The sequence below is a fragment of the Methanobacterium petrolearium genome (assembly GCF_017873625.1).
GTDB lineage: Archaea > Methanobacteriota > Methanobacteria > Methanobacteriales > Methanobacteriaceae > Methanobacterium > Methanobacterium petrolearium.
The window spans coordinates 1-22,592 of the sequence record NZ_JAGGKL010000004.1; the positions used below are offsets into that span (position 1 = coordinate 1).

Here is a 22,592-nt window from a genome sequence, read left to right on the forward strand (position 1 = left end):
TTCTTGGTCTTGGTAGCTTTCTCTTTTACTTCCTCAACCTTTTCTTCCACTGCTTCTTTAGCTTCAGTGGCTTTCTTGTCAGCTTCTTCAGCTTTCTCATCAGCAGCCTTTTTAGCCTTAGTAACTTTGGATTTAGCTTCAGAGACTTTTTCTTTGACTTCTTCAGCTTTTTTGGAAGCTTTTTTCTTGGTTTCGGTGGCTTTCTTGTCAGCTTCTTCAGCTTTTTTCTCGGCAGCTTTCTTGGTCTTGGTAGCTTTTTCTTTTACTTCCTCAACCTTTTCTTCCACTGCTTCTTTGGCATCAGCAGCTTTGGCTTTTAAATCATCTTTTTTTACTGGTTCTTCTGCTGGTACTTCAGCAGCTTCTTCAGCAGCTTCTTCAGTGATCTCTTCTAAGATTTCAACGCTGCCTTCAGTTACTTCCTCAGCTGGAGCTTCAGCTGCTTCTTCAGCTGCTGGTTCTTCAACTTTTGGAGGTATGATATCCACCTTATCTGGTAGGACTACATCTGGTGGCATGATTCGCACGTATATTCCCAGAACTCCTGGTTTGAGTTGTACAGTGGCGAATCCTTCTTTAACATATTTGGTGAATGGTTCTCCACATCTTTTGATGTATCCATCAGTGAATTTGGCACAGGCAGATCTGGATCCTCGGATTTTACCAGAGATGGTTACTTCCACTCCCTGGGCTCCTGCTCCCATGATTCTTCTGAGAGTTGAGTAAGCCACCCGACGGAAGTGCATTCCCCTCTGTAACATGGCTGATATTTTGTGGGCCATGATTTTAGGGTTTAATTCTGGAATGTCAACTTCTTTAACTTCTACTTGTGGGTTTTCCAGATCATAATTGTTTTTAAGATTGTTGGTTATGGCCCGTACAGTTTTACCGCCTCGTCCTATGACCATTCCTGGTCGTTCAGCGTATACTACTACCATGGTTCCTAGGGGTGTGACCTGTATTTCCATTCCACCGTAGCCTGCTCTGTCCAGTTCTTTTTCCAGGTATTCGTCAATACGGGTTCTTTTTAGTCCCTCGGTTACAAAGTCCTTTTCAATCATGCGCTCTCTGCCTCCCCTAGAACTACCTGAATGTGTGTGGTTGGTGTGTTGAAGGGTGTTGCCCTTCCAAATGCTCTTGGGATGTATCCTCTGATCACATAACCCCTATGGCTTGATATGTGGATTATCATAAGATCTTCAGTGTCCATGCCCTGATATTCGGCATTGGCCTCGGCATTTTCCAGAACATCCAGAATTTGGTTGGCTGCCTTTTTGGGGTAACGACCTGTAGGCCATCCTTTAAGTCCCTTTCGGTGGCCTACTTTTTTGTTATGTCTTTTGAAGGGTACTGGTCTTTTCATCTGGATTACATCTTCCAGATATTCTTTGGCTTCATCCAGATACATTCCCCGGATTTCCCTGCAGATCTCCACTGAGTGTTTTGGTGAGATTTTTAGGGATCTGCCAGCGGCTTTAGCTACTTTTCCCGTTCCTTCGTAAGCATATTTCAATTTTGCCATAATTTGATTCTCCTTATTTCAGGGGCACGAACATGGATGAACGGGTTGCACCCATACCAGGGTCTCCGTGCTGTACTTTTTGTCGGGTTACTGCGAATTCTCCAAAGTAACAGCCTATCATTTCTGGTTGTATTTGGACTTCCACAAATTCTTTGCCATTGTAGATGCCAAAGGTCATGCCCACCATTTCTGGTAAAACAATCATGTCTCTACAATGGGTTCTGATGATTTTTGGTCGTCCGCCCTTGTTTTCATCTTTTTTCAGTTTTCGTATCTTCTCTAGTACCTTTTTTTGCCTGGGTAAGAAACCCTTTTTAAGGGATCTGCGTTGCCTTGATGGGAATAACTGGATGACATTATCCAGTGGCATCTGCTGCAGTTCTTCCAGGGTGTAACCACGATACTTGAATTCTTTCCTCGCCAATTAGCCTCCTCCTTAAATTTTCTTTGCTCATATCCTGTATTTTCGTAATTTTATTCCTAATTTGTGAGATAATAACTATGTATACTGAGTTTATCTCCTTTTTCCGGTTCTTTTGGCTGCTATGGAACCCACTTTTCTTCCTGGTGGGGCATGTCTGGAGACTGTGGTTGGTCGTCCTGGGTGCTGGCGGTTTCCACCACCGTGTGGGTGGTCTACTGCGTTCATTGCTACACCACGCACTGTCATGCACTTTTTACCCTTAGCTTTAGTTGCATAGTGTCGGTTTCCTGCTTTCAGGAATGGTTTTTCTTTCCTACCTCCCCCTGCAACCACTCCTATGGTGGCTCGACTTTGGGGGTTGAAAGCCTTTAATTCCCCTGAGGGAAGTTCCACAATGGCTTTACCCACATCATGGGTGATAAGAGAAGCATAAGTACCTGAGGATCGGACGAATTTTCCTCCGTCACCAGGGTTGTTTTCCAGGTTGTACACCGGTGTTCCTTCCGGGATTTCTCCCAGTGGTAGTGAGTTTCCTGGTTTTATTGGTGCGGATACTCCGCAAGCAATTTCATCATTAATGGCAATGCTTTCCGGGGCCAGTATGAGTTTCTGTTCTCCGTTTTCGAATTTGACTTTGGCCACCGGGGCAGTTCTACCGGGATCATGGATGATGTCCACTACCTTTCCATTGAGGCTGCCATTTTTTTCAACATCATCATAGGTTCGGTACTGTATTTTTCCTTTGAATCTGTGTGATGCACTACGGTGGGTGGGGGTTCCTCTTCCCCTTCTTTGAATTATTAATCGTTTTCCCATTATTTAATCCTCCCTTAGAATACACCCATCTTTACGGCGATGTCTTCGGCACTGGCCTCTTCGGTGAGTTTAAGGTAGGCTAGTTTTTCACCACGGGAGTTTATCTGGGTGTTGACTCTTTCAACCTTAACATCGAATAATTCTTCAAAAGCCTGTTTGATTTGTGGCTTCTTGGCTGTTCTTCGGACCACGAAGGTTAACTCGTTTTTGTAGTCAATTGCGTTCATACTTTTCTCAGTTAACTGTGGTTTGATTATTATATCGTAAGGATCCATTCATAACACCTACCTGTTCTGGAATAACTCTCCCAATTTTTCTATGGCAGATTTGGTGTAAACAGTGAGTCTTCCTGGATGGGTTCCTGGTGCAAGGAGTTCTGCATTGATATTGTCAACAACCACCACATCTACTCCGGGATGGTTTCTGGCTCCCAGACGGATTCCTTTGTCTTCTCCCACTACCAGTAAGGGGCCTTTAGGTGTTTTGTATTTTCTGCCCCTGGTTTTTCCTCTGCCTGCACGTATCTTACGGCCTTTTTTGGCTCTGATAACATCATCCATTATTCCCAAACTTTTGAAAATTTCCCGGGTATCTTTGGTCTTTTTGACACTGCACAGGGCATCGTCAACTACAAATGGTATTTGGGGGATGTTTTCAATTTGGTGTCCTCTTAATTCTACCAGTTCCTGGTTGGTGGTGGCAGCCAGTGCTGAACGTATGGCCAGTTTTCTTTCTTTTTTGTTGATCTTCTCTTGGATGATTCTGGCAGTTCTTGGGGGGTGAGCTCTTCTTCCGCCTGCGGCATGAGGTACGAATGCTGCTTTGGATCCTGCTGGGTGTCTTGAACCCTTAACACGAGGTACCATTGCAGCTCCTCTACCTGCACCGAATGATTCTGCTGTGGTTCGTTTACCTGCCATGGGGTCTGTTCCCCATGGTTGGATACGGGCACTTTGTCCAGAGAGAACAGCTCTTTTTATAAGGTCTGGCCTGTATTCTTCACTAAATATCTCTGGAAGCTCCATCTCGCCAGTAACTTTGCCTTTTAATGAGTAAACATTGATCTTCTTCATTCCCATCACTCTTTAATAATTAGGCTCCCTGCTTGGAGGCCGTACTGATATTTGATATTTGAGGAGCATCATCGTGTTTTCCGTGTGGTCTCATTGCTTTCCTGAGGATGACCAGTCTCTTGGATGGTCCTGGTAATGATCCTTTAAGAAGTAAGTAGTTATTTTTAACCATACCATACCTTACAAATCCACCGTCGGGATTTATCTCATCAGCCTGGTCCGCTTCCCCAATTTTTAATATTTTCTTATTGTACTCTGTGCGTTGGTGATATCCCATCTGTCCGGCCATTGGCACAGTCCACATGGTACGTTCTGGACTCCATGGTCCTATTGAACCCACGTGCCGTCCTTTGCTACTCCTGGCGGCTTTTCCGTACTGGATTCGGACACCCCATCTTTTTATAACTCCTTGGAATCCTTTACCTTTGGTGACAGCCACAGCATCTGTGTGTTCACCATCAGCAAAAACATCGGCAGGGTTGATTTCTTTACCCAGAACACTGATGGCATATTCCAGTTTGTCTTCCACACTGGATCCTCCTATGCCAAATTCCATTATTTCAGGTTTTTTCTTGGGGACACTGGCCAGTCTGGGTTTGGTATGTACTAATGCTCTTATTTCCACAACTGCATCCATTTTTTCCTTTAGCTCAGCTATTTGAGCTTCAGAATCATGGTTTTCCGGTAGTGTAATTTTTCTTTTTAGATCTTCGTCCATTTCTGCTGCCAGAACATCAGTCATGGCTTTGATTCCTCTTGATGTTTTTTGGTAAGCTCTGATACCAAAAACCACTGCTGGTGGTGTTTCTACCACTGTGACCGGGGAAGATATTTCAATTCCCTCGGTAGGTGAGTTCTTGGTGTTATCCAGCATGGTTACATGGGTCATGCCCACTTTATAACCTGGGAATCCCAAAAGACCCGGCTCTTCACTTTCGGGCCAGGAGCTAATTTGGGGTGATTCTCTGGCTGCTCTTTTTCTAGGACTAAATGCAACTGATCCTTTTCTAGGTTGATGATGTCTAGTCATCTAATATATTCCTCCTTACTCTTAGATTTTCCACTTTTCCAAATATGTGAACATGAATTAATTTAAGGGCATTCTAATTAGCCCTAATGTGCATTGTCAATTAATCATTTTTAATAATTGCAATCAATGCTTGTGCTAGCTTTAAATGCATTAAAAAGTATGCATTTTCATATCAAAATTTAATTAACCAATTAGCTTTTGCTAATTAAGCCACTATGGTCCCTGGTTATAGCATTAGCGTGTAACTAGTCCATTAGCATATTAAATACTGATAAAGTAGCTAAAACTGCCTCTTCAGTCCTTACAGTCTTAGTTCCCTGGTTAGGGATGATGTTAACCTCCAAGTCCAATAAGTCCCTGGGATTGCCCATTAATTCGTGTAAGCCCGAATATGGACCACCAAACAAAATAGCTAAGTGTTTGGAGCCCCTTAACCCCTCTCTTACTTCGTTTAAAACAGAAGCGATGGGTTCAGCATAGTGTGATGTGCCCACCACCAAATCTGGTCGTGGTTTTAACATGTCTATGCTATCATCTAAACTCTTATAAGTAGAAAGTACTTCATAACCCCAATAGAAATCAGGTTCATCTGGGGTGACAATTATTTCTTTTCCTAACTTATCTACCTTAAAGCTTATAACCCGGTTTACACTGAGCTTTTCCTTGCACAATGCATCCCGGTCGGCACCTATATCAACTATGGTACCCTTTTTGGTCCTTTTCAATGTAAGTCCCTGTCTAAAATCACCTGCACGGAGTTCTCCAGTTGGGTGATGAGGAGTTCTAAGCGGAGGTAATATTCCAACGTTCCGCAACTCCTTAGTTATAGGAAATACCTTTTTTCTAAGGTATTGTGGGGTATTCATATAAGTGAGGATATCACTAATAAACTTTACCCTTTTACGGTCTTCGGGGTCTTCGGTATCGCTGTAAACAACGATGTCTGTCACCCGAAACAGGGCAGCTGATCTGCCAATCAACCCTACTTTGTAAGTCTTTAGTTTTAAATCTTTTGTTTCTTTCAAAAATGAAGATGGTATAAAAATTGAAATATTTTTAACTGGCATCTTTAAATTTTTGTTTTTAATCCATATAATAACATATGTATATATAATGTATTTCTTACAATTTTTCAAGTGAATTTTTACCTAACTAATATATCAAGTACATCACTTACATCAAACGCATCCTACCAAATGTGCATCATGATACTGGATCTGGAAGTTTTAGACTTAATTAACTGATTATCTTATAAAAAAATACACGATGATCCCTATTTTTTAATTAAACTTATTGTTCAATGAGATTCTTTCATCTTATATTAGATTATTTCTTTAAGATTTTTCGGCGCGCAAAACAACCACTTCAACGTCCCGTTTTTCATCCTGGTGAAAGTGATAGATCCGTGGCAATGGAAAATTATAATAAAATCGATGGGTTATCTTCCCACCAATACTTCCCACCAGTTGCTCCAGGAACTCTTCTGTTTTAGCTAGATGAAATGAATAGACAACCGGAGCCATTTGAAGCGCTTTTTCTAGGAATTTCCTATCTGCATCCTTACGATGGGCTTTCTGTGCACCAAATGGAGGATTCTGGATCACAGTATCAGCGTTTTCCTGGAAATCATCAATATCCAAATTCACGAACCTGCATTTATGTTGAATTTTTAGTTTTTTGGCCTGATTTTCAGCAACCATAAGTGCATCATTGTCAATATCAACGCCCACCACTTCATCAGCCCCCATGAGTGCTGCTCCCAGGGTAAGTATTCCAGTTCCGCAGCCAAGATCAACCACTTTCATTCGGTGGATATCCCCCTGGACACTGGCATTCCATACAACATCAGAAGCTATGGTAGCTGGCGTGTGGTACTGTTCCAGATCAGGATGAGGATGAGGATGAGGAGGAATAGATTGTAGTGCCATTTCCAGGTGTCTTTTCTTGTTGATCATGATTTCAGTTCCAATTACCTCTGATTAACTTCATATAATTATAGCAGAACATGTTATATTTTGTGTTCCCAGAATATTCAAAATTTCCCCGGATATAAAAAAAATATGGAGTTAGATATAAATCTGTATGAGGATATAGAGTAGACAAAGATAAATATAATAAATATTTAGGATTTAAAAAAGTCATAAATAAATTGAAATTAAGATACACAGGAAGATAACATGTTTGACAAGGTCCTGGTTGCTAACCGTGGAGAAATCGCCATTAGAGTAATGCGAGCATGCAGAGAACTGGATGTGAAGAGTGTGGCAGTTTACTCTGAAGCAGATAAAAATTCACTTTTTGCTAAATACGCTGACGAAGCATACCTTATAGGGGGACCAGCCCCCGCTGATAGTTATCTGAACATTCCCCATATACTGGAAGCAGCAGAAAAATCCGGGGCCGATGCACTACACCCCGGTTATGGTTTCCTGGCTGAAAACTCAAAACTTGGTGAAGAATGTGCCAAGAATGGTGTTAAACTCATAGGCCCACCAGGACGTGTTATTGAAGCTATGGGAAGTAAGATCGAATCCCGTAAACTCATGGAAAAAGCAGGAGTTCCAGTGATCCCCGGTGATAGTAAGGGAGTGACTGACCCAGATGAAGCCCTTAAAATTGCAGAATCCATTGGATACCCAGTTATAGTCAAAGCATCCGCGGGAGGCGGTGGTATTGGGATGAGAACTGTCTATGAGGAAGATGAACTCATACGTGCCCTGGAATCCACACAATCTGTAGCGGAATCAGCCTTTGGAGACTCCACTGTGTTTATTGAAAAGTATGTGGAGGAACCACGCCACATAGAATTCCAGATCTTGGCTGATGAAGATGGTAACACCATCCATGTAGCGGACCGTGAGTGCAGTATCCAGCGAAGACACCAGAAACTCATTGAAGAGGCACCCTCTCCAATTATGACCGATAGACTCCGGGAAAAGATGGGATCAACAGCTGTTAAAGCAGCATCATCCATAGGATACACCAATGCAGGTACTGTGGAATTTTTATACTCACACGGTGAGTTTTATTTTCTGGAGATGAACACCAGAATCCAGGTGGAACACCCCATAACCGAAGTGGTCACTGGAGTGGACCTGGTTAAAGAACAGATTAAAATCGCCTCTGGCAGAGAGTTATGCTGTGCACAGGATGAGATCCAGGTGAGAGGCCATGCCATTGAGTGCCGTATAAATGCTGAAAATCCTTTAGCTGATTTTGCCCCTAACCCTGGTAAAATCACTGGTTATCGTTCCCCAGGGGGTCCGGGATTACGGGTGGACAGTGGGGTTTACATGAATTACACCATACCCCCATACTATGATTCCATGATTTCCAAACTCATTGTATGGGGTAGGAATAGAAATGCAGCCATCTCCAGGATGAGAAGAGCTCTTTCAGAATATATTATTATAGGAGTGGAAACAACCATACCATTCCATAAGGCCATGATGCTGAATTCCACCTTCCATGAAGGTAAATTACACACTCACTTTGTGGATGAGCATAAACAGGAAATAATGGAAAATGTAGAACAAATCGTCCGGGAAGATAGAGAGATGGTTTCCAGGCTGAAATCAACATTTTTACCTTCTAAAAAAGTGGCAGCAGTTTCTGCAGCAGTTTCCAGCCATATAGCCGATTCTATTTCCAGGAGTAAAAAATAAGATTATTATAATAGATTCCGTAGTTATAATATCTTCAATGATTATAAAAAAGATTGGTCAGTGGTTTTTATGTATGAAAAACAGATTTTAAAAACACTCCATGAAAATAAGGGCGAATACATTCCTGGTGACCATTTGGCATCGGAAGTGGGAATATCCGAATCCCAACTTGCTCTTGAAATCCAAGAATTAGAAAAAAATGGTTATCAAATCAAATCATCATCTGAAAAGGGTTATTGTCTGATTAAAACCCCAAACAGACTCCTGCCTTATGAATTAGAACGCGATCTGCCCACCAGTTATATTGGTAAAGAAATTCATTATTATTCTGAGGTTGATTCAACTAACGAGGTTGCCAAAAGACTGGCAGATGACGGTGCACCTGAAGGAACCATTATTATTGCAGAAAGTCAGAGAAGTGGCAGAGGCCGTCGTGGCAAAAAATGGATATCACCCTCTGGTGGGGTGTGGATGACCATTATTCTGAGACCAGATATTCCTCCTTCCAAAGCACCTCAACTCACCCTGGTAACTGGGGTGGCAGTGGCTGAAACACTGGATCAGGAGTGCAGACTGGACGTGGGTATTAAATGGCCCAATGATATATTGATAGGTGGGAAAAAGGTATGTGGTATTTTAACCGAAGCCAACACCACCCCTGAAGGACTTGAATATGTGGTGGTTGGTATAGGGATAGATCTTAATGTTGATGTGGATAATTTCCCTCCAGAACTCAGGGAAGGAGCAACATCTCTTAAAAAAGAACTTGAGGAAGAAATTTACAGTGTAAAATTGGTTCAAAGATTCCTCAATAACCTTGAAACACTTTATGATGATTTCAAATCTGGCAACTTCCCAGAAATCCTTAAAGAATGGAGAAAACTATCTAAAACAATTGGTTCCTACGTTGAAGTTCGGAAAAAAGGAAGAATAGTTCGTGGAGAAGCTGTTGGTATAACCAGAGAAGGAGTGCTTATTTTAGAGATGGATGATGGAAGTTTGCGCAAAATTATTTCTGGGGAATGTATACACATGAAATAACCCATTAATCAGCGCCCACTAAACCCTAAATTTTTTTTATCCCTACCAATTTGTCCAACTTTAATTTTTTTTATTCGACCTCGATTAATGTAACTTCACCAAGACTCCCTTCTACATGAAAATGGCAGTCAGTGAACTTTTCTGCTGCGTAAATATTGGTGAGGGTATGATTGGTGAGTCTGGATATCTTAACTGAAGATGAACCACTGATGGCCATATAAGGAATGATCTGATCACCCATATACTGATCAAGGGCAGCACCTCGTGATAAGTATGATAAAATTTCGGTTGCAGCTTCCCTTCCAACTATTTCTGCTGGTTTGCCTGGTTTTCCCAGGCTGCTGGCCCCAACACGGGGAATGTTTTTGCCTTTATACTCACTCCAGAGCACCAGTCCTGATCCTGGGCTTAAACCATTATCATCTGATTTTACTTCGATTTCAACTTCAAAACCTGCAGAACGAAGAGTTTTTTGAGCAGAATCTGCCTGGCGGATTGCAACATGCCGAGGTAGTCGGGTAGAATGAGATATTCCCTTAATCACATCCACCTTCAGTTCGTGGATAGTTAATGGTTTTAACTTCCCCACAGGTTTTGTAATAGCCCGAATTAAACCTCCACCGCGGGGATAGTGTCCTCTGTTTAGTAATTCAAGTTTTACAGATGCCCCCATGGATCGCAATATGGGTAAGGTTACATGAGAAAGATAATCTACTGATGGTGCCCATTGGACATCGGTTCCTCCCTTAATCTCAATTTCCACTGTTTCCGGTGCAAACAAGGCCGGTATTATCAGAGCCTGCAGTATCAAAGAGGTGCTGCCTGCAGTCTGAACATCCACCTTGATTTTTCCACCCCTTAACTGGCCAGGTATAAATGTTATCTGGGTTGAACCCAGTTTCAATCCATTAACCTGGGCACCGGAAAGATTGGCAATTGCCCGGGCTGCGCTAAAGTGTTGCATCATCATCCCGGGTTTTGGTCTCCTAACCCTGATGTTTTCCATGTGAAATGCCTTTCCAGTTAAAGCTGATAAGGCTGCTGAAACCCGTAAAAGAGCTCCACCACCTTCCTGGAAGGATCCATCAATTTCTATCATTTTTTTCATCAATCCACTTAAAATGAAACGGAATAATAAACCAATACTTGAATGAAAATCGTTTAAAAACTAAAACACAACTATGGTTGGGATCCGCATAGCATTAAACCGGTTATATTACAGTAACCTTATTTCTTACAGTAATCCTGGTTCATAAAAACAAACATAAGTTACAATGAACCCTTATTCACCAAAACACAAGTCTAGGTAAACCCCAATTGACAAACCCAAACACCGGTTTACAGTAATCATGATTCATATAAAGCACTCCAACATAATTCTTCGTTGTGTATGATTTTTTTCAGTTTTCTTAGTGAATCCGTGATTGCCTGGCATATTTGAGTATCATCCAATCTTTCTGCATCATGAGAGGCCAGATCAAGGCGTATAGTGGAAGAAACTCCCGGCATTCCAACCGCAGGAATAGTAAGTATATGATGTTCTTTTAAAAGTATCATGGACATTAAAGTGCCAATTTCACGTTCAGAAATGTTCATGTCATTTTGGGGATCTGTGACTTCTTTTAGTAGGGTGTCTGGAGATATCATTATCCCGGTGGGTGTTTTTTCTGTACCTTTCACCACTCCCATCAAAAGTTGATGTAGTTTATCTCTTCTATCAAGGGAATCCAAAATTCTTTCTGGATTGAAAATCTGCAAAGCCCTTACCATACCTGCAATAATGGGTGGTTGTGCTTCCAGACCAAATTGATGCGCTTTATCCTTGATCAGGCCTATTAGTTGGACCTTACCCGCCATCAAACCTGCCCTAGGGCCGTCCATTAACTTATCCGTGCTGGTAACCACCAGATCTGCACCCATATCCATAGCTTTAGGTTGATTATAAACTACAGTCCTTAAACGTGCCCCGGATGCATCATCCACCAGCACGTTAACTTTCTGGTCATGGGAGATCTTTATTATTTTCTCAAAATCAGTTAAAGGGATTATTTTATGATCCATTGTAGAACCGGTTATAACCACCAGTGATGTTTTTTCACTGATCCTGAAATCATCTAAGCTATCAAATTCACGGTATGAAGCACCTTGGAGCTTCACACTACGTGGAATAGAAGGATGGGATGGTAATTCAGGTAAATAATGTATTACTTCATCATCAGGCTTAACCAAAGCAAGTATGGTGGCTAAAATGGCTGCAGTTGTACGGTTGAAGGCTATTACCTTTTCACCACCAAGGTGTTTGATTCCCTCTTTTTGCAGGGATTCTGAAAAAAAAGCAGGGCCTGCATAGGTTTCCAGGAGGGCTAGTTCAGATTTTCCAATGGGAAATCCGCCAGCTAAACCTGAAAGGTCGTATAAGCTGGTTCTTCCTTCATTTTTAACTAGAGAAGCAATAAATTTTAGGGCAGTTTCTCTTCTTTTCACTTCATCAAGTGAAGAACAAATAAGCATTTAGTTTTCTTCCTTGAAAGACTTTTTATCATTATCTGGTTTCAGGACTATGGCGTCGTCCGCAGAGTTCTGTAGAGCAGCACTGAAACCGGGTTCAGCACCAATCACTATAGTTTCCTTACCGTTTTCTTTAGCTTTATTGATAATGGGTAAAAAATCGGCATCTCGGGTCATAAGCGCTATTACATCAATATTAGGATTGTAAATAAGTTCCATGGCTTCCACAGCCATATAAACATCAGTATCACCAGCCACCACTATGGGGGTGAATCCCTGGTTCACTATGGCTTCAATGAGTTTATCTGACGCATATTGGTTTAAAAGAACTTTACCTACCCTCATGTTTCCATATTCTGATATTATTTCCCTTACTAAATCTAGATTAAGGCGGAATTCTTTTCTTAACATGTTCGGCCCATCTACCAGGAGTCCAATATTCTTTGACCCTGTCTCTGACCTTCTAAGTGGGATGTAAGAAGTTAATTTCTCAAAACTTCGCATTTTTATCCTCCAAACTAAATGGCAAAAAAATAGTTTACAATAATTTTGACTAGATTGTTTATACTTCGAAAATGTCTGATATTAGGTTATTGTACTTTGAAATAAGTTGGCCCAACTGAATATATCATAAATATCATAGTTTTGATTTTATACCATTTCTAAAGTTGTTATACGAAATTGGTGGGATGTCAACAATTTATTTGAACCATAAGCTTACAATAACCCTTTTAAGGCGTCAAGACCATTATTTTTACCATCTTACTTATACTATTAATTTATCTATGAATTTACTAACATATAAAATGGTTCATAGTATGATAACTGAATATATTAACAATTGATTCAATTTTTGTGTGAAATTCTACAATAAACATACAATATGAGAGGATGCTTCCCCATGACATTAGATTTTGAAATTGTTTACTCTCTTTCGGCTCAATTTTCATGGAGCATTAATGTTATTTTATTTTTATAGAGTGAATTAAGGTTATTCCACTTCTAAAGTGAAAGAATCACCGAATAAATCCTTTATCACCGGCAGGTAGTCTTCAGGCATGTTTATCACTTCCACGTCAGACATGTCTCTGAAGTAGTATTCTGCGTTGACAATTGCACCTTCATCATTCATATAAAGGTAGAGACCATCCACAAATTCCTCTGGATTTTTAGAGGGTAAGAAGATTTCGAAACGAATAAGGACTTCTGAACCTGGAATGTTATCCATAAGATCAAATTTCTTCTTTTCATCCTTCAAAGCAGCTTTAAATTCTTTCATCCTCTTGTTAAGCTCCTTCATTATTTTTTTTTCATCTTTACTCATGAATTCACCTGATTTATTTTATTGTACTAATACATAATTGGTCTTTCCTTAAATTATAATAGGAAATAACGATGAAAGGCGTGTAATATTAGCAATAGCACGATTCTATAAAGAAAATTAGGAGTGCATGTATTAATAGTTTTTCCTGATAGGGGGTCTATGTTATTTTAAAAAATTGATACCACCAACATTTACCAATTAAATAACAATGGAATTTGTTTTAGAATGATTACTTTGAAGGAAAGTTTTTCATACCCTGTAACCATATTTCATTATAACAAAAAAATCAATTTTTATTAAGGCTATGCATTAATTATGAAGTAGGTATGTCTGGTTTAGGATCCTTTAGTGAACCAGTTAGACGTTAATATTACACTTGATGGATTAAACTGTATTTTTTATGGATAATTAGTTTATTTTTCTGAATTTTAAATAATATAATTAACCCATCTGTTTTTTTAAGAAATATTTTTTTTAACTACCGTCGTACCTGGAATCCTATTATTATTTTCAATGATATATGGAAAAACTTTATATACCACATCGGACATTTTATAATATAATGTCATTATATGACATAAATAGTAATTTATATATTTAATGACAATTAATAAAAATTTGTCTGCATGAAGTGATGACATGACCATATCAGATAGGAAAGAAAGAGAAAAAAAAATGCGGCGAAAGAATATTATCGACACTGCCGAAGAATTATTCTTCAAAAGGGGTTACGAAAACATCACCATGGCAGACATAGCTGAAGGAGCTGAATTGGCCAGAAGTACCCTTTATCTCTATTTTAAAAATAAAAAAGAGATATATTTGGCCATATCGTTTAGGAGTACAGAACTTCTAAACAAAATGTTAAAAAAAAATTATGAGAAAGGTGAAACCGGGTTGGAAAAGGTTAAAATGCTCATGAATGCATTTTATGAGTTCTATGAAGAATATCCTGATTATTATGATGTGAATTGGGCGTCATATAAGTGTTCAATTGATCATGACTTGCCAGAAATGGAAGAAATGAAGAACATGCGGGTAAAAGGGTTCTCATTATTTCAAAAAGCGCTTCAGACAGGGATCGAAGACAAATCTATTAGATCTGATTTAGATCCGGTTAAAGCAAATCTTGTTTTAGCTTCATCCATACAGAATGTATTCAATCTTCCCCCCACCATCAGGCTACATCTGAAAAATAACAATCTGACCCATGAAGAACTGATTGATTATACTGTAGACATGATGGTGCATTCAATAAAATAGTGAAGTTAAATTCATTAAAATAATAATTTTTTAAAGAGGAGGTTAAAATGGAAACTAAAAATAAAAAAACTGATGGAAAAAATTTCATTGAAAAAAATCGACTTGTAAACTGGAAATTATACATAATTTTGTTAATTGCATCTATCTTCGGAATCATAGCTGTAATGCCCTATACTTTCACTCTGCAAGGAGAGTTACTTCAAAATTCACCTGTACCTTTATACATCGTGGCGATTGCTCAGATTATCCAGAGCACGATCTTATTTGCAGTTGTTATATTTATTGGGCTTTATCTTGCCAAAAAAGTTGGACTTGGACTTCCCATCCTTGAAGGATGGCTTGAAGGTAGAGAAGTTAAAAGCTATTTGAAATCCATACTTGGAATATCCATCGGACTTGGAATACTAGCCAGTATCCTTATAATAGGAATAGATTTTCTGTTTTCCCTTGCTGGGTTAACCAGTAGTAATATAGTTCTGGCTCAAATAACTCCTCCAGCCTGGCAGGGTTTCCTTTCATCATTTTATGGTGGGATAAATGAGGAAATTCTGTTGAGATTATTCTTAATGACCTTGATTGCCTGGATAATCTTTAAAATCAAAAAAACTGATGATGGGAAGCCAACAAATATAGGTATGTGGTTATCTATTATTTTAGCAGCTGTTATTTTTGGTATTGGCCATCTACCCACAGCAATGGCCATAACCACACTCACACCTCTAATGGTTACCAAAGTGATAATCTTAAATGCTGTTGGTGGAATTATATTTGGATGGCTTTACTGGAAAAAAGGTTTAGAATCAGCCATGATATCACATTTTTCTGCAGACATAGTATTGCATGTGATTTTACCCCTGGTAACCGTGATTTAAAGCCTCAGTTATCCATCATATTTTCTTTCTTTTTTTATATTCCATCTTTAAATTAGCGTTGAGTAATATCAATTTTTGCTAAATTCCGTTTTCAGGTATTTAAAGAAAATAAATCCGTTAAATTAGTTTTAAACAAAATAATGTAAAAAAAAAGTAAATTAATTCCATAATTATTCCACATATATGTTCACTCTGGTCTGATTTTCCTCATCTTCAACATCGACAATTTTACCTTTTGCTCCGCTTTTAACCGCTTCAACTATTTCATCCAGGTCTATCTGGTCCAGGCCTGCTTCTTCCATCTTGGGATCAAATTTTTTGGCCAGTTTTAATCCCACATCCACCAGGGAAATAGGTATGTTCACGTTGACTTTTGGATTGTCATCCATGGTTCTAACACGGATTTTTAGCCATTTAGCATCGGTTTTAGGGTTTATTTCTTCCTGATCTCCTCCCAAAGCATCAAGTAATTCCTCTGCTTCTGAAGGATTGATTTTTCCGTCTTCCACCATTTCCAGAATCTGCATTCGTTCCTCTTTTATATCATTAGACATGTTCCATCACTCCTTATAGTTTACCGTTGAGTAATTTTAAAGCTTCATCTTTGGTGATTTCACCATTTTTAAGTTTTTCTAAAATCTCTTTTTTATCAATAACTGGTTTTTCCACTTTATGTCCCATAACGGAAATCACTTCATCCAGTTTATTTCTCACTGTTGGATAAGATATTCCCAGTTCCTTTTCAATTTCCTTAATATTGCCTCTGTTTTTTATGAACACTTCTACAAAGTATTTTTGCTTGTCATTCAATCGGCAAAACTTGCAAAGATCGAATTCTCCTTGGATAATGGTCTTACATTTTTTACATCGTATTTCGGTGACTTTAACTTCGCTCTGGCATACAGGACAGTTTCCTGGTACTTCATGTTTCATGACTTCACCCCCTTTATATAGTGTAAATTTCCACCTTCACTTTACCTTTTTTCTCATCATCTACCTGAACATCCACCATTTTAAATGGCTCGGTGCATTCTAACTGGTCAAAAACATGGTCAATGTCCTGGTTAGTGAGACTATCCAGTAAAATTCTCATGGCATCATTTTCATCAGATTTAGATGAACGTGTTCCCACTTTAGAGGGATGATATTTGAGAGTCAGTTTAGAAATCCACCGATATAATGAAATCGGTAAAGCAGGAATGGGAATTGAGAATCTATCCGTTTTCACCCGTATTTTTAATTTTTTGGTCTTCATATTTATGCATCCCTAAACCGGACTTCAATATTATCCATGTCTAAATTAAGATTGTTAAGTCATACTATATAAATTTGTTGAATTTTGTTAATTTACTATTCAATATAATTAAAGTTCGAATTGATATTTTTAATGTTAAGTGTATTGGCTGTGTTGAAACAGGTTATGATAAAAAAAATGTAAATAGGATGGAAATATAATGTAGGTGATATAACCAGAGATTTGAATAAATATCGACAAAAAAACCTCAGATCATATATGACGAAAATTTTAATTGTGGAAGACGAAGCCATTACTGCAATGGATATCCGAAATAGTTTAAGTAATTTTGGTTTTGATGTTGTAGGGATTGTTGATAGTGGTGATAAAGCAATCCAAAAATCCGGGGAACTGAAACCAGATTTAATCTTAATGGATATCACTTTAAAGGGAGATATAGACGGGATTGATGCGGCACAAGAAATTAAAACACTTTTTGATATTCCTGTTATCTATATGAGTGCTTTTACCGATGAAAATACTTATGAAAGACTTAAACTTACTAGTCCCTATGGTTTTGTGAGTAAACCTGTCAGTTCTGAATTATTAATTGTTTCTATAGAAGCTGCGGTTTACAAGCATGACCTTGATAAGAAATTAGCTGAAAGTGAAGAGTATTTAAGATTGATCTTCGACTCCAGTAAAGACTATATTTACAGCCATGACCTTGATGGAAAAATCACCAGTGCCAACAAATGCTTATGCGAAGCTTTGAACTTGAGTGAAAAAGAAATTATAGGTAAAACAGACTTTGAATTGGGATTTACTGAGAAAATGTGTGAAGAATTGGATAAAATTCGCAGCGAAGTTTATCAAACTGATTCAACTGCTAAGTATTTTAATTCTTTCACCCTGCCAGATGGTAAAATTCATGAATATGAAGTGACTTTGAACCCCCTACATGATATACATGGGGAAATTGTGGGTATTTCTGAGGTAACCAGAGATTTAACTGAACAAAAAATGTTAAAAAAGGAATTAAACGAAGTTTGGGAACTGTTCCAGAATTTGTACAACAATGCTAAGGTTGGAATAGTTATGGGTAATACTAAAGGTCGTATATTGAACTGTAACTCTGCATTTGAAAACATGATGGGTTACAGCCTGGATGAACTTAAAAATATGAGTTTTGAAGAATTCACCCATCCCGATTATGTAGAAAAAGAATTAGCTTTACTCGAAAATTTACGTCATGGAAAAATTAAATTCTATGAAATTGAAAAACAATTCATTCGCAAAGATAAAAAGATTATATGGGGCAAAGTGACTGGGGGATTTGGTATTTCAACCAATGGAAAGGCTGTTAATTCTCTTATCATTGTTGAAAATATTGATGAACGTAAAAAAACCGAACAAGAAATAATCAATTATGCAACCGAGCTTAAAGCTATTTTTGACATGTCAGGTATAGCTCTGGCAGCTGTAGATACAAATGGTCATTGGATTAATGTAAACCCCTTTTTCTTAAATGAACTGGGTTATACTGAACAAGAATTCTTAAAATTAAATCACCTCGATATTACACATCCCGATGATATAGAAAAGACATCTGAGTTATTTTCAAAACTCTTATCTGGAGAAATTGATGATTATAGGTTACGGAAAAGATATGAAACTAAAGATGGTGAATTTAAATGTTTTTATTTAACTGTAAAAGTAGTTAAAGATAAAAATAATAATATTAAATCTGTTATATGGGCAGGCCATCCCATTGACAGCAGCATCAACTGAAATTCCCTGGAAATGATGTTAATCTACTTTTTTTAATCAATTTAAATAGGTTATAAACGTTGAGCAAATTTAGTCAAGTTGGAACATAATACTCTGTGATGTATCTTGATATAATTATTAAAATCCTATTTCAGGTTTAAATTGATTCTTATATGGGATGTATAACAAAATATATACTGGATCTAAAAAAATTAGGAGCTGAATATTATGGCAAAGGAAATAGAACAATTAGTAGTGGGCATTAGTCGAGAGGGTGAAATAATTGTTAAAAGCGCAAGAGGGAGAATTTATCCAGTTAAAAAAGCTGCAGACTTAAAATTCGGTTGTGAAGAGTTATTAAAGGACACAGAAAAAGAGTTGTACGCCACTATTGATACCGAATCCCAACCATGGGAATGCATCTCCATTAAATAGAACAGAACCATGCAAAGCAGATTTAATAGAATAAATTATTTTCCAATCCTCTGAAGAATAATGACCAGTTAATTTTTCGGGATTAAACGAAAAGGATAGATAAAAATATAATTGTTAAATATTTAAGGCGAGAATATGGGAGTAAAAAACGAAAATATACCCGATAAAGGAGCTGCAGTTGAAAAGGGGCTGGAAACATATACAATCATCCCTTATATCCCTGGTGGTATCCTTGATCCTGCCATTTTGCGTAAGATTGCAGATGTAGCAGAAAAATATCAGATTGAATGTATTAAAATGACCTCAGAGCACAAAATTGGCTTTTATGGTGTTAAAAAGGAAGATATTGATGAAATTTTCCATGATCTGGGCATGGAACCTGGTGGTCACATTGGAAAATGTGTAAGGGGAGTTAAATTCTGCACAGGCAATACTTTCTGTAAAAAAGGATATCAAAACACAGTAGAGATGGGATTTAGGATTGATGAAACATTCCACCGGACAAAAACACCCACTAAAGTTAAAATATCCCTTTCAGGATGTACCCGTTGCTGTGCTGAATCTGCTGTTAGGGACATAGGTCTAATTGGAACTCCTAAAGGTTGGAAGTTGCTGGTGGGTGGTACCTGCGGGCTTCAGGTGAGACAAGGTAAAGTACTTGCGAAGAATCTATCTGATGACCAGGTAATTGATTGTATTGGAAAAGTAATCGAATATTACGTTGAAAGTGGTACTGAAAAACGTTTAGGAAGATTTATCGAGAAAATTGGTTTTGATAAGTTTTCTGGTGAAGTGTTAGGAGAATAATTTTTATCCAAAATTATTCTTAAAAATGCTTTTTGAAAATAACTTCTATTTTTATCTTTTTAACTTTACTACCCAATAAAAAAATAGGCATTTTTCATATTTTTACATCTTCATACATCAATTCAAATAAAATTTTTTACTTCGTTAAATTCCTATATTACGAAGTTGGATCTATAACGACCCCAGAGTATATATACTATCCTATAAGGAAGTGATCTTATTCTACATTAGAATAAAATTTTACACACCACACATATCCTCACAAATCGAATGAACCTAATTCATGTAAAATGAATAGCCTATTTCGAAATGATACCATTCAATATATTAAGGAAAATGATTACAGATTAATGATGATTAACTAAAAATGTTTCAAAATTGGTTTTCATGTAAATGATTATTAAAAAATGCCATTATAGTTAACATCATAATCTATAGTTATTTAAGCAATATTATTAATACTGCAGTTAATTTCTTATATTCAATGGGATAATCAAATATATAATGATTAATCAATACATAATGATTAATCAATACATAATGATTAATCAGTACATAAAATAATATAGAACATTCTATAATTTAGAATATTTTTTGGAATATATTCGAATGGAAATGGAATAAGTGATAACATGCTGGAAATGTTCAATGCAAAATCAGTTGCCGTAATAGGGGCATCAGGAACAAAGGGTAAAATCGGTTACGACGTGATGAAATCCCTTTTGAATTATTATGACGGGAAAATAGTCCCAGTAAACCCGAAAGGTGGTAGTGTACTTGGATTACAGGCATACAAATCCATTAAAGACCATGGTCCAGTGGATCTGGTGGTCATAGTCATACCTGCACATCTGATCCCAGCGACAGTTGAAGAATGTGGAGAAATTGGAATAAAAAACGTTGTGGTGATCTCAGCAGGGTTCAAAGAGGTTGACACTGAAGGAGCTCGTCTGGAAAACCAGTTAGTGGAAATATGCAAAAAATATCAGATTAAACTGGTTGGCCCTAACTGTCTGGGTATTATGGACACCTACAATGATCTCAACGCATCATTCTCCTCAGACATTGCCCATAAAGGTAAAATATCCTTCATGACCCAATCAGGAGCCATCATGGCCGCTATCCTTGATTATGCTGATAAAAAGAACATAGGATTCTCCAGAATTGTCAGTCTGGGAAACAAGGCAGTGATCAATGAAAATGATTGTATGAAAGATTTCATGGAAGATGAAAACACCGAAGTGATAACTGCCTACCTGGAAGGTATTGTTGATGGCCAGGGTTTCATTGATGCCTGCAGAGCCGCCTCCCATAAAAAACCAGTTCTGGTTATAAAGTCAGGAACAACATCCAAGGGATCAGAAGCAGTTTCCTCCCACACTGGAACCATAGCAGGCTCTGACTCAGCATACGAAGCAGCATTTTCCCAGTGCGGAATCATACGTGTGAACTCCCTGGACGAAATGATGGATTACAGTAGTGCCATGGCACTAGCACCACTCCCTAAGGGGAAAAGAATAGCCATAATCACCAATGCCGGTGGTCCAGCCATTATGACTACTGATGTTGCCATAAAAGTCGGACTGGAACTTGCCGAACTAACCACAGAAACCAAAGAAAAACTCAACGAAGGATTACCTGACACAGCCAGTATTAAAAACCCAGTGGATATTCTGGGTGATGCCACTCCTGAAAGATACGCCTTCACCCTGGAAACTGTACTGGAAGACCCCAATGTGGACGGAGTAATCTACATGGTAACACCCCAATCAGTAACTGACCCGGAAGGAATTGCCAAAATAGCTGCAAACCATGCTAAAACTGCTGAAAAACCAATCTTGACCAGTTTCTTCGGAGGAACTCGTTTCGAAGGTGCTGAAAAACTCCTGGCAAAAGAGGAAGTTCCTAACTACCTGTATCCCAAACGGGCTGTAAAAAGCATGAAAAAACTTTATGATTACACAATCATCAGGGAACAGGAGTATCCAAAATCTCCTGAATTTGATGCTGATAAAAATTTGGTTCGAAACATAATTGAAAATGCACGGGAACAGGGTAAAAATACTCTGGGTCTGGAATCACTGGATATACTAAAGGCATATGGAATACCTACCGTAGGCACTGCCATGACATCCACTCTTGAAGAAACTGTGCAAGCAGCCGAAGAAATTGGATATCCTCTGGTTATGAAGATCATATCCCCTCAAATTTCACACAAGTCTGATGTAGGTGGAATCAAACTCAACCTCAACAATGCCCAAGAAGTAAGAGCAGCTTACCAAGATATGATGGAAAACATTCCAAAAATGGAACCTGAAGCAGTTTTAGAAGGTGTTCAGTTACAGAAGATGTTATCTGGAGGTACAGAAGTTATCATTGGAATGATACAGGATCCCACTTTTGGTTCCATGCTCATGTTTGGACTGGGTGGTATCTATGTGGAAGTCCTGGAAGATGTTGAATTTGCCATAGCCCCGGTAAATGAAAGTGAAGCCAAAACTATGATCAAAAAAATCAAAACCCACGAACTATTGGAAGGAACCAGAGGTGCCAAACCAAAGGATATCGATTCAATCGTTGATATAATACTGAGAATCTCACAAATGGTCACAGATTTCCCAGAGATCAACGAGTTTGAAATCAACCCATTGATGGTTTTTGATGAAGGTGACGGAGCATTAGCCGTTGATATGAGAGCAGTATTGAAAGAAGGAGAATCTGAGGACCTGTTACAGAGTTCTCCCCGATCATCGAGTATGGAATCAACTACTATGTAAAAATTGTACCAACACAGAATAATTATTGATT

At 38.3% G+C, this 22,592-nt stretch carries 23 protein-coding genes and 1 pseudogene; 8 read left to right on the top strand and 16 right to left on the bottom strand.

Translation table 11 applies throughout. From position 1 onward, the window contains the following. Positions 1-362 precede the first annotated feature (362 nt). The 9 genes and pseudogenes from J2743_RS12230 to J2743_RS04405 form a co-directional block, all read right to left on the bottom strand. Positions 363-1,061 (bottom strand): annotated as a pseudogene (locus tag J2743_RS12230) (30S ribosomal protein S3); the annotation flags it as partial. After that, complete coding sequence (locus tag J2743_RS04370) at positions 1,058-1,522, bottom strand: 50S ribosomal protein L22 (protein WP_209625354.1); 465 nt, start codon at positions 1,520-1,522, stop codon at positions 1,058-1,060. The pseudogene J2743_RS12230 and the gene J2743_RS04370, both read right to left, overlap by 4 nt. A gap of 13 nt (positions 1,523-1,535) precedes the next feature. After that, positions 1,536-1,946 (bottom strand): 30S ribosomal protein S19, encoded by a 411-nt coding sequence (gene rpsS / locus J2743_RS04375; protein WP_209625355.1) that lies wholly within the window; start codon positions 1,944-1,946, stop codon positions 1,536-1,538. 90 nt (positions 1,947-2,036) lie between these two features. Then, positions 2,037-2,762, bottom strand: coding sequence for a 50S ribosomal protein L2 (locus J2743_RS04380; protein WP_209625356.1), 726 nt, complete (start codon positions 2,760-2,762; stop codon positions 2,037-2,039). 14 nt (positions 2,763-2,776) lie between these two features. Continuing rightward, positions 2,777-3,037, bottom strand: coding sequence for a 50S ribosomal protein L23 (locus J2743_RS04385; RefSeq protein WP_209625357.1), 261 nt, complete (start codon positions 3,035-3,037; stop codon positions 2,777-2,779). A 9-nt stretch (positions 3,038-3,046) separates the two neighbouring features. Further along, the gene (rpl4p, locus tag J2743_RS04390; protein WP_209625358.1) at positions 3,047-3,835 is read right to left on the bottom strand and encodes a 50S ribosomal protein L4; all 789 of its coding nucleotides are present in this window, start codon (positions 3,833-3,835) and stop codon (positions 3,047-3,049) included. Positions 3,836-3,854: 19 nt separating this feature from the next. Continuing rightward, a complete protein-coding gene (gene rpl3p / locus J2743_RS04395) occupies positions 3,855-4,865 on the bottom strand; it encodes a 50S ribosomal protein L3 (protein ID WP_209625359.1) in 1,011 nt (336 codons plus the stop codon). 245 nt (positions 4,866-5,110) lie between these two features. After that, entirely contained in the window at positions 5,111-5,932 is an 822-nt protein-coding gene (locus tag J2743_RS04400) for a putative RNA uridine N3 methyltransferase (RefSeq protein WP_209625360.1), read from the bottom strand. Positions 5,933-6,199: 267 nt separating this feature from the next. After that, the gene (locus tag J2743_RS04405) at positions 6,200-6,820 is read right to left on the bottom strand and encodes an METTL5 family protein (protein ID WP_209625361.1); all 621 of its coding nucleotides are present in this window, start codon (positions 6,818-6,820) and stop codon (positions 6,200-6,202) included. A 222-nt stretch (positions 6,821-7,042) separates the two neighbouring features. Between J2743_RS04405 and J2743_RS04410 the strand changes: the two genes are divergently transcribed. Further along, entirely contained in the window at positions 7,043-8,530 is a 1,488-nt protein-coding gene (locus J2743_RS04410) for an acetyl-CoA carboxylase biotin carboxylase subunit (RefSeq protein ID WP_209625362.1), read from the top strand. Between the two features lie 69 nt (positions 8,531-8,599). After that, entirely contained in the window at positions 8,600-9,571 is a 972-nt protein-coding gene (locus tag J2743_RS04415; RefSeq protein ID WP_209625363.1) for a biotin--[acetyl-CoA-carboxylase] ligase, read from the top strand. 70 nt (positions 9,572-9,641) lie between these two features. Here the strand turns inward: J2743_RS04415 and rtcA are convergent, their stop codons facing one another. The 4 genes from rtcA to J2743_RS04435 all read right to left on the bottom strand — a co-directional run bounded on the left by rtcA (position 9,642) and on the right by J2743_RS04435 (position 13,403). Then, entirely contained in the window at positions 9,642-10,679 is a 1,038-nt protein-coding gene (gene rtcA / locus J2743_RS04420) for an RNA 3'-terminal phosphate cyclase (protein ID WP_245248047.1), read from the bottom strand. Positions 10,680-10,918: 239 nt separating this feature from the next. Continuing rightward, positions 10,919-12,082 carry a TIGR03576 family pyridoxal phosphate-dependent enzyme gene (locus tag J2743_RS04425; protein ID WP_209625364.1) on the bottom strand — a complete coding sequence of 388 codons (1,164 nt, stop codon included), beginning with the start codon at positions 12,080-12,082 and terminating at the stop codon, positions 10,919-10,921. After that, the gene (locus J2743_RS04430) at positions 12,083-12,583 is read right to left on the bottom strand and encodes a TIGR00288 family NYN domain-containing protein (RefSeq protein ID WP_209625365.1); all 501 of its coding nucleotides are present in this window, start codon (positions 12,581-12,583) and stop codon (positions 12,083-12,085) included. It abuts the gene before it with no gap. Positions 12,584-13,070: 487 nt separating this feature from the next. Then, entirely contained in the window at positions 13,071-13,403 is a 333-nt protein-coding gene (locus tag J2743_RS04435; RefSeq protein WP_209625366.1) for a hypothetical protein, read from the bottom strand. Between the two features lie 639 nt (positions 13,404-14,042). Here J2743_RS04435 and J2743_RS04440 point away from each other — a divergent pair. Both J2743_RS04440 and J2743_RS04445 read left to right on the top strand, forming a co-directional pair. Continuing rightward, positions 14,043-14,666 (top strand): TetR/AcrR family transcriptional regulator, encoded by a 624-nt coding sequence (locus J2743_RS04440; RefSeq protein WP_209625367.1) that lies wholly within the window; start codon positions 14,043-14,045, stop codon positions 14,664-14,666. Positions 14,667-14,713: 47 nt separating this feature from the next. After that, a complete protein-coding gene (locus tag J2743_RS04445; protein ID WP_209625368.1) occupies positions 14,714-15,538 on the top strand; it encodes a CPBP family intramembrane glutamic endopeptidase in 825 nt (274 codons plus the stop codon). A 170-nt stretch (positions 15,539-15,708) separates the two neighbouring features. On the opposite strand, the gene J2743_RS04450 is transcribed toward J2743_RS04445, so the two are convergent. From J2743_RS04450 to J2743_RS04460, 3 genes are read right to left on the bottom strand one after another with little or no spacing between them, the layout of a single operon-like run. Then, complete coding sequence (locus tag J2743_RS04450; RefSeq protein ID WP_209625369.1) at positions 15,709-16,092, bottom strand: SHOCT-like domain-containing protein; 384 nt, start codon at positions 16,090-16,092, stop codon at positions 15,709-15,711. 13 nt (positions 16,093-16,105) lie between these two features. Continuing rightward, a complete protein-coding gene (locus tag J2743_RS04455) occupies positions 16,106-16,471 on the bottom strand; it encodes a DUF2089 domain-containing protein (RefSeq protein WP_209625370.1) in 366 nt (121 codons plus the stop codon). A gap of 13 nt (positions 16,472-16,484) precedes the next feature. Further along, positions 16,485-16,793 carry a hypothetical protein gene (locus J2743_RS04460; protein ID WP_209625371.1) on the bottom strand — a complete coding sequence of 103 codons (309 nt, stop codon included), beginning with the start codon at positions 16,791-16,793 and terminating at the stop codon, positions 16,485-16,487. 276 nt (positions 16,794-17,069) lie between these two features. Between J2743_RS04460 and J2743_RS04465 the strand changes: the two genes are divergently transcribed. The 4 genes from J2743_RS04465 (at position 17,070) to J2743_RS04480 (ending at position 22,561) form a co-directional block, all read left to right on the top strand. After that, a complete protein-coding gene (locus J2743_RS04465) occupies positions 17,070-18,563 on the top strand; it encodes a PAS domain S-box protein (RefSeq protein WP_342451630.1) in 1,494 nt (497 codons plus the stop codon). 207 nt (positions 18,564-18,770) lie between these two features. Then, complete coding sequence (locus J2743_RS04470; protein ID WP_209625372.1) at positions 18,771-18,977, top strand: hypothetical protein; 207 nt, start codon at positions 18,771-18,773, stop codon at positions 18,975-18,977. Between the two features lie 135 nt (positions 18,978-19,112). Beyond that, positions 19,113-19,784, top strand: coding sequence for an NAD(P)/FAD-dependent oxidoreductase (locus J2743_RS04475; RefSeq protein ID WP_209625373.1), 672 nt, complete (start codon positions 19,113-19,115; stop codon positions 19,782-19,784). A 632-nt stretch (positions 19,785-20,416) separates the two neighbouring features. Next, complete coding sequence (locus J2743_RS04480; RefSeq protein WP_209625374.1) at positions 20,417-22,561, top strand: acetate--CoA ligase family protein; 2,145 nt, start codon at positions 20,417-20,419, stop codon at positions 22,559-22,561. The last annotated feature ends 31 nt before the right edge of the window (positions 22,562-22,592 follow it).